Origin of the sequence: Azospirillum sp. RU38E (genome assembly GCF_900188385.1) — a bacterium.
Lineage (GTDB): Bacteria > Pseudomonadota > Alphaproteobacteria > Azospirillales > Azospirillaceae > Niveispirillum.
Map to the genome: position 1 here is coordinate 1 of NZ_FZOI01000041.1, position 7592 is coordinate 7592.

Below are 7592 nucleotides of genomic sequence, written 5' to 3' on the forward strand. Positions count from 1 at the left end.
GCCAAGGACAGTGCATTTGGCACCTCAGCGGGCGGGGTGACGATCGCCGCCGACGCTTCGCTGGCGCTCAGTGACGGGGTCACTATCGCCGATGCCATCACCGTTGGGGGGGCGGGTGCCAATGCCAGCGGGGCCATCCTGCTCCTGACCGGGTCGGCCACGCTGAGCGGGCAGGTCACCCTCTCCGCCAACACCACACTGGCGGCCGGATCGGGTAGCACGCTCACCCTGTCGGGTGGCGTGACTGACAATACCACCGGCTACGCCCTTATCCATACGGGTGCCGGCAGCACTCTGGTGCTGTCCGGCACTGGCAATTGGGATGGCGGGCTGGCCATCCGGGCTGGCACGGTCAAGCTCCAGGGCGGTGCGGCGGTCAAGGACAGCAATGCCGTCACCCTGACGGGCACGGCCGCGCTGATCCTGGATGCTTCTGAGACCATCGGCGCGCTGAGTGGGTCCAGCACCAACGCCATCACCCTGAACAACAACGCCACCCTCACCGTCAACCAGTCGACCAACACCATCTTCGCTGGCACCATCGCCGATGGTGCTTCCTCTACCGGTGGCTTTACCAAGGCCGGGACGGGTGAACTGAGCCTGTCTGGCGACAACAGCTATACCGGGGCGACGACGATTTCGGCGGGCACCTTGACGGTCGCACACAGCGGCGGGGCCATCGCGGACACCAGTGCCGTGACGGTTGCAGCCGGTGCTACCCTTGACCTGTTTGGGGAGAATGAGGCAATCGGCTCCCTCTCCGGGGCGGGTACCGTCATGCTGAACAGCGGCGTGCTGACAGTGGGCGATAATGACCAGAGCACGGAATTCTCCGGCACCTTCACGGCCGACACTGCCGACGCACGTGTGGAAAAGACTGGCACCGGCACCTTGACCCTGTCGGGCGACAACAGCAGCGCGCCCTTTGTCACCCGCATTACCGCGGGAACGCTGGCCATTGCCGCTGACAGCAACCTCGGCAGCGGCGCAATACAGCTGAATGGCGGCACGCTCAGCCTGACCGAGACCGGGAACTATGACAACAGCATCGTCATCCTGCGCGGCACGGGTACCGTCAGCGTCGGCACTGGCAAGACGGCAACGCTGAGCGGGACGCTGGATGATGATGGGGATAACGGCGCTGACCTGATCAAGGAAGGTGCCGGCATACTGATCCTTGCCAATACCGCCAATGAGGCGGCGGTAACCGGCGCCGTCTATGTCAATGGCGGCATCCTTCAGGTGGCAAGTGATGATGTGCTGCTGAACGGGATGATTTATCTGGCCGATGGCGCAGCATTGAATGTCAGCGATGATACAACCATCGACAATGCCCTCACCCTGAACGGTGACGCCGCGGTGAATATCGCCGCCGATAAGACGGTGACCTTGAGCGGCGGTATTGCCGGCACATCCGGCAATGACCTGACCAAGACGGGTACTGGCACCTTGACCGTCGGCGGGACCAGCAGCTTCGCCGGGGCGGTGACCGTCAGCGGCGGCACGATGCTGGTGAATGGCACCATGGCCAACGCCGGCAATGTGACCGTGGCGTCTGGTGGCACCCTGGGTGGCACCGGCAGCATCGGTAATGGCAGCAGCGCGGTCACGATCGACCAGGGCGGTATTTTGTCGCCCGGCAATTCGCCCGGCACGCTGACCATCCATGGTAATCTGGCGCTCAACGGCACCCTGAAGCTGGATCTGGCCGGGCCCACGGTCGGCACCGAATATGATCAGGTGGTGGTCACCGGCGATCTGACACTGGGCGCCACCAGCGCCTTTGACCTCAACTATACGGCATCCAGCACCGGCAATACGTTCCGGGTCATTGATGTGCAGGGCACGACCGCCATCAGCGGCACGCTTGCCGGCACGGTGGCAGAAGGTGGCTTCTACAGCTCCAACAGCCGGCAGGTTCTGGTCAGCTATCTGGGGGGGACGGGCAATGACCTGACCCTGCGGGACAATGCGCCCCCCGGCCTGGATCTGAATGGCAGCGATGCCGGCACCGGCAATGTCGTCAGCCTGGCCGATGCGGCCAATGGGCTGGCGACCATCGGTGCCACGCTGACTGATCCGGAAAATGGCTGGAATGGCGGCAGTCTCAACCTGCACCGGGTCACCGGCGCAGGCGCGGCGGACGGCAATGCCCATGATGTGTTCAAACTGTTGACGACCCAGGGGCTGAGCTTCACCGGCAGCATCACCCAGGGCAGCGACAGCAATGGTACGGTTTCCGATGGCGCGACCCAGTTCGCCACCTGGACCTATACCAGCGCCACGGGCACGCTGATCTTCACCTTTGATGCCAATACCACCAATGCCCGTGCCCAGGCGCTGGTACGCTCGATCGGTTACAGCAATGACACCCCCTATGGGGATGCCACGATCCGCATCACGGCAACCGACGATAATGGCGCCAGCACTCAGGCGGACGTGTCGGTCACCAGCAGCACGATCTATGTGGATAATAACAGCGACGATGCCGACGGCGATGCCGCCGACGGCTTCTCGCTGCGCGAAGCCCTGGCCCGTGGCGCAGCGCAGTCCGGTGCCGACACGATCAAGGTAAAGCTGGCGGATGGCAGCACCATCACCCTGGGTAGCGCCGTCACGGCCGGTGCCAGCGAGACGCTGGACCTGGATCTGGCCAACGGGCTGACCATCGCCGGCAGCACCATCAATCTAGCCGGCGCGCTCAGCATCAGCAATGGCACCAGCGATGCCGCCACCATCAGCAGCATCCTGGCCGGGTCGGGCAATCTGACCAAAACCGGGGCGGGCACGCTGACGCTGAGCGGCAGCAACAGCTACACCGGCAGCACGGCGGTAACGGGCGGCACGCTGGCGATCAACAACGCCAGCAACATCAGCAGCGCCACCCTGAACCTTGATGGCGGCACGCTGCGCATCACCCCGGATTACTCGACCACCGCCACGCTCACCAACGCCATCACGCTGGGCAGCGGGCATGGTACCATAGAGACCACGGGTGTGGTGGTGTTGTCGGGGAACATCGCGGGATCCGGCGACCTCGTCAAAACCGGTGTTGAAGAGCTGACCCTCAGCGGTACCAACAGCTATACCGGCACGACAAGCATCTCGGAAGGCAGGCTGAACGTCAGCGCCGACAGCAACCTGGGCACTGGTGCAGTCATCGTCGGGGGCACTTTGAGCATCACCGACACCGCAACCATCGATAACGCCATCATCCTGAACCCCTCGGTTGGAGCCGCAGCCATCTCCGTTGATACCGGCAAAACGGCCACCCTGACCGGGGTGATCAGTGAGACCGGCGGCAGCCGAGGCCTGAGCAAAGCCGGCCTGGGCACCCTGGTGCTCGCGGCAGACGCCACCTACACCGGGGCCACCAATGTGAACCTCGGTACCTTGGAACTGGCGGTGACCCGCACCCTGGCCACCTCCGTCATCACCCTGGGCACCGCCAACCCGACCTTGAAGATCACCGGCAGCGGCAGCTTCGCCACGCCCATCTCTGTGCGTGGCGCCGGTACCAACAGCATCAGCGTCGATGGCAACGTCACCCTGTCCGGTGTCGTGTCACTGGACAGCCTTGCCACCAACAACCGCACCCTGACCAAGACTGGCAGCGGCACGCTGACTTTGAGCAATTCCGGCAACGCTGCAGCTGGCATCCGTACATCCGGCTCCAACACTTACAGTCTCGGCCTTACCGTATCGGCGGGGGCCGTTTCGGTGGCTGGCGACGACAATCTGGTCGCCGGCGCGGTAACGCTGAACGGCGGCACGCTGGCCGTGACCGGGACAGGCGCCAAAACGATCGATAATGCGCTCTCCCTTGGGGCAAATGGCGGCACGATCGACGTCACTGGCGGTACTTCGTCTATCGTCACCCTCTCCGGCGTCATCGGCGGTTCCGGCACCTTCACCAAGACCGGGACCGGTGAACTCTCACTGACCGGCAGCAACACCTATACCGGGACGACCACCGTGTCGGCCGGCACGCTGGCGGCCGGCAGCAACAGCGCACTGGGCACCGATGCAGGCTCGACCACGGTAACCGACGGTGCCAGCCTGCGCATCGCCGACGGGGTGACACTGACCGAGGCGCTGACCATCGCCGGCAGCGGGATCAGCGGGGCCGGGGCCCTTACGCTCGCGTCGGGTACCGGCACGGTAAGCGGGCAGGTTACTCTCGCGGCCGACACCACGATCGGTGTCGGGACGGGCGGCGGACTGACCCTCTCGGGCACCGTCTCCGGCACCAGCGCCGTGACCAAGGTGGGCAGCGGCACCCTGACCCTGTCGGGCAGCAATACCGGCACGGGCACCATGACCGTCTCCGCCGGTACCTTGTCGGTGGCGGCAGACGCCAATCTGTTGGGCGGCGCGCTGACCCTGGATGGTGGCACGCTGGCCGTGACCGGGGCCACCACCATCGATAACACCATCAGCATTTCCTCCACCGGCACCATTGATAACAGTGCGGCGGTCACCCTGTCGGGGGTCATCTCCGGTGCGGGCAATCTGACCAAGGCCGGCGCGGGTACGCTCACGCTTGGCGGCACGCAGACCGGCACGGGCGGGATGACGGTTTCGGCCGGCACCCTGGCCGTAGCGGCGGATGCCAATCTGTTGGGCGGTACGGTAACGCTGGATGGCGGCACCCTCTCCGTCACCGGGGCGACGACCATCGACAATGCGGTTACCATTTCGTCTGCCAGCACGATCAGCACCGCTGCGGCGGTCACCCTGTCGGGGGCGATCAGCGGCAGCGGGGCGCTGACCAAGGTCGGGACGGGCACGTTGTCCGTGTCCAATGCCTCGGCGCTGACGGGGGCCGTTAATCTGAATGAAGGCACGGTGACAGTCACCGGCACCAGCACGCTGGGGTCCGGGGCCTTGAGATTGGGGGCGGACACCACGCTGCGGGTAACCGGCGACAGCCGAACCTTTGCCAACAACATCACCCTGGCGGGTGCAGCCACGCTGGTGGCGACCGACCCGACCGATACGGTGTTTGGTTCAACGATCACCTTCTCCGGCACGATTGCCGAGACGGGCGGCGCACAAGGGTTGAGCATTGACGCGTCCCACAGTAATGGCGCCAACACGATCCTGTTGTCTGGCAGCAACAGCTACACCGGCAGCACCAGTTTGCTCAGCGGGTTCCTGCGCATCTCTGCGGCCAACAATATCAGCGCCGGCACCCTTGTTTTGACCAGCGGCACGCTGGTTGTTGATGCCAGCAATGAGGTGGTGATCGCCAACGCCATCACCCTGGGCAGCGGCACAATAAGCAACAACAATGCGGTGGTTCTGTCGGGCACCATCAGCGGCACCAATGGCCGGTTGTCAAAATCCGGGGATGGTGTCCTGACCCTGACCAATAGCAGCAATAGCGCCAGCAATTGGCGGACCAGAATCAACGATGGCACCTTGCGCATCGCCGATGCCGGCAATCTCGGCACCGGAAAGATTGATCTGGATGGTGGCACCCTGGCGATCACCGCGGATGCGGTAACATTGAGCAACAACATTGAACTGCTTGACGATAGCAGCATTGATGTCGCCCAGTCGGCAACCTTGTCGGGTAAAATTTCGACGGATGACGACAATTATGAATTGAGCAAGACGGGTGCGGGCACCCTGACGCTGACCAACAGCAATAACAGCGACGGTGAGTGGGATGTGGCGGTGCTCGCCGGAACCTTGTCGGTGGCCAGCAGCGATAACCTGGGCGGTGAGGACGTTACGCTGAGTGGCGGTACGCTGAGCATCACCCAGACCACCACCATCAACAACGACATCACGCTCAATGCGCCGGAATCGACGATTGACATCGCTGACGGCGCCGTCGTCACCCTGACCACGGCGATCAGTGAGACGGGAAGCGCCCGCAGCCTGAACAAGTCCGGTTCCGGTACGCTGGTGATCGGGGCCGACGCCACCTATACCGGCGCCACCACCCTGAATGGGGGTATCTTCGAACTGGCCGCCACGCGCACCCTGGCGACCTCTGGCATTACCCTTAACAACAGCTCGCCCACCCTGAAGATCACCGGCGATGGCACTTTTGCCACGGCGGTCATTGTCGGCGGCACAGGCACCAACGGGATCAGCGTCGATGGCGATGTCACCCTGTCGGGCTTGGTTTCGCTCGATAGCAATGCGACGGGCAACCGCACCATCACCAAGAATGGTAGCGGTACGCTGACGCTGTCCAACAGCGGCAACGCGGCGGCGGGTGTGGCTGGCAGCTATACGCTGGGCCTGACGGTTGCGGATGGCACGGTGTCGGTGGCGGCAGATAGCAATCTGGTGGGTGGTACTGTCACCCTGGATGGCGGCACGCTGTCGGTGACCGGGTCAACGACCATCGACAATGCGTTCAGCCTGGGCAGCGATGGCGGCACGGTCAGCAATAGCGGCGCCGTCACCCTGTCGGGGGTGATCAGCGGTGCTGGCAATCTGACCAAGACGGGCACCGGTACCCTGACCCTGTCGGGTACCAACAGCTATGGCGGCAGCACCACCGTGCGGGATGGTACCCTGTCGGTTGGGGCTGATGCCAATCTGGGGACGGGGGCGCTCACGCTGAATGGCGGTACCCTGACCGTCACGGGCAGCGACGTCACCATCGACAATGCCATTACCCTGGACGTCAATCACGGCACGGTCAGCAATGCCAATGCCCTGACCCTGTCGGGGGTGATCTCCGGCGACGGCAATCTTACCAAGACCGGTACCGGCACACTGACCCTGACCGGCGCCAACAGCTATGGCGGCACGACCAGCATCAATCAGGGCACGCTGGTGGCCGGGCACAATAGCGCGCTGGGTAGCATTGCGGGCAATACCATGACCGGCAGTTCCGGCACGCTGGAACTGGCCAATGGGGTAAGCGTGGCCGAAGCCGTTTCCCTGGGCGGCGTTGGTGGTGTGCAGATCACCAGCGGCAGCGCCACGCTGACCGGCAATGTGACCCTGACTGCTGATGCACGGCTGTCGGCCAGCAGCGGGACCACGCTGACCATCAGCGGCACGCTGGGTGGTGCCTTCACCGCCTACAAGGTGAATAACGGCACCGTGGTGCTGAGCGGCAGCAACAGCAGCAGCAACAGCACCAACCTCAATATCTCCTCCGGCACCCTGTCGGTGGCCGATGGCAGCAATTTGACCGGCGGCACCCTGACCTTGAACACCGGCACGTTGGCCGTGACCGGCAGCGATGTCACGCTGAGCAAGGCCATCAGCCTGACCGGCAACAGCACCATCACCAACACCAATGCCGTAACGCTGTCGGGCGCCATTGCAGGGGGGACCAACACCCTGACCAAGGCCGGTGGCGGTACCTTGACGCTGGCCACCGCAACCAGCAGCGGCTCGGCCTGGAACATGGACGTGAGCAACGGTGCGCTGTCGATCGACAGCGCCGACCGGTTGGGCACAGGGGCGGTGACCCTGAGGAGCGCAACCAGCCTGATCATCACCGGCGCGACAACCCTGGCCAATGAGGTGTCCCTGAGCGGGGGGGGCACCATCCGCGCAGATGCCGATGCCACCCTGTCGGGGGTGATCAGTGGCAGCGGGGCGCTGACCAAGGC

General features: G+C 64.2%; 1 protein-coding gene. It reads left to right on the top strand.

Translation table 11 applies throughout. The features are described from left to right. Window positions 1–7592: autotransporter-associated beta strand repeat-containing protein (locus tag CHB97_RS25325; protein ID WP_200820132.1), on the top strand; the 7592-nt coding region annotated here is incomplete at both ends.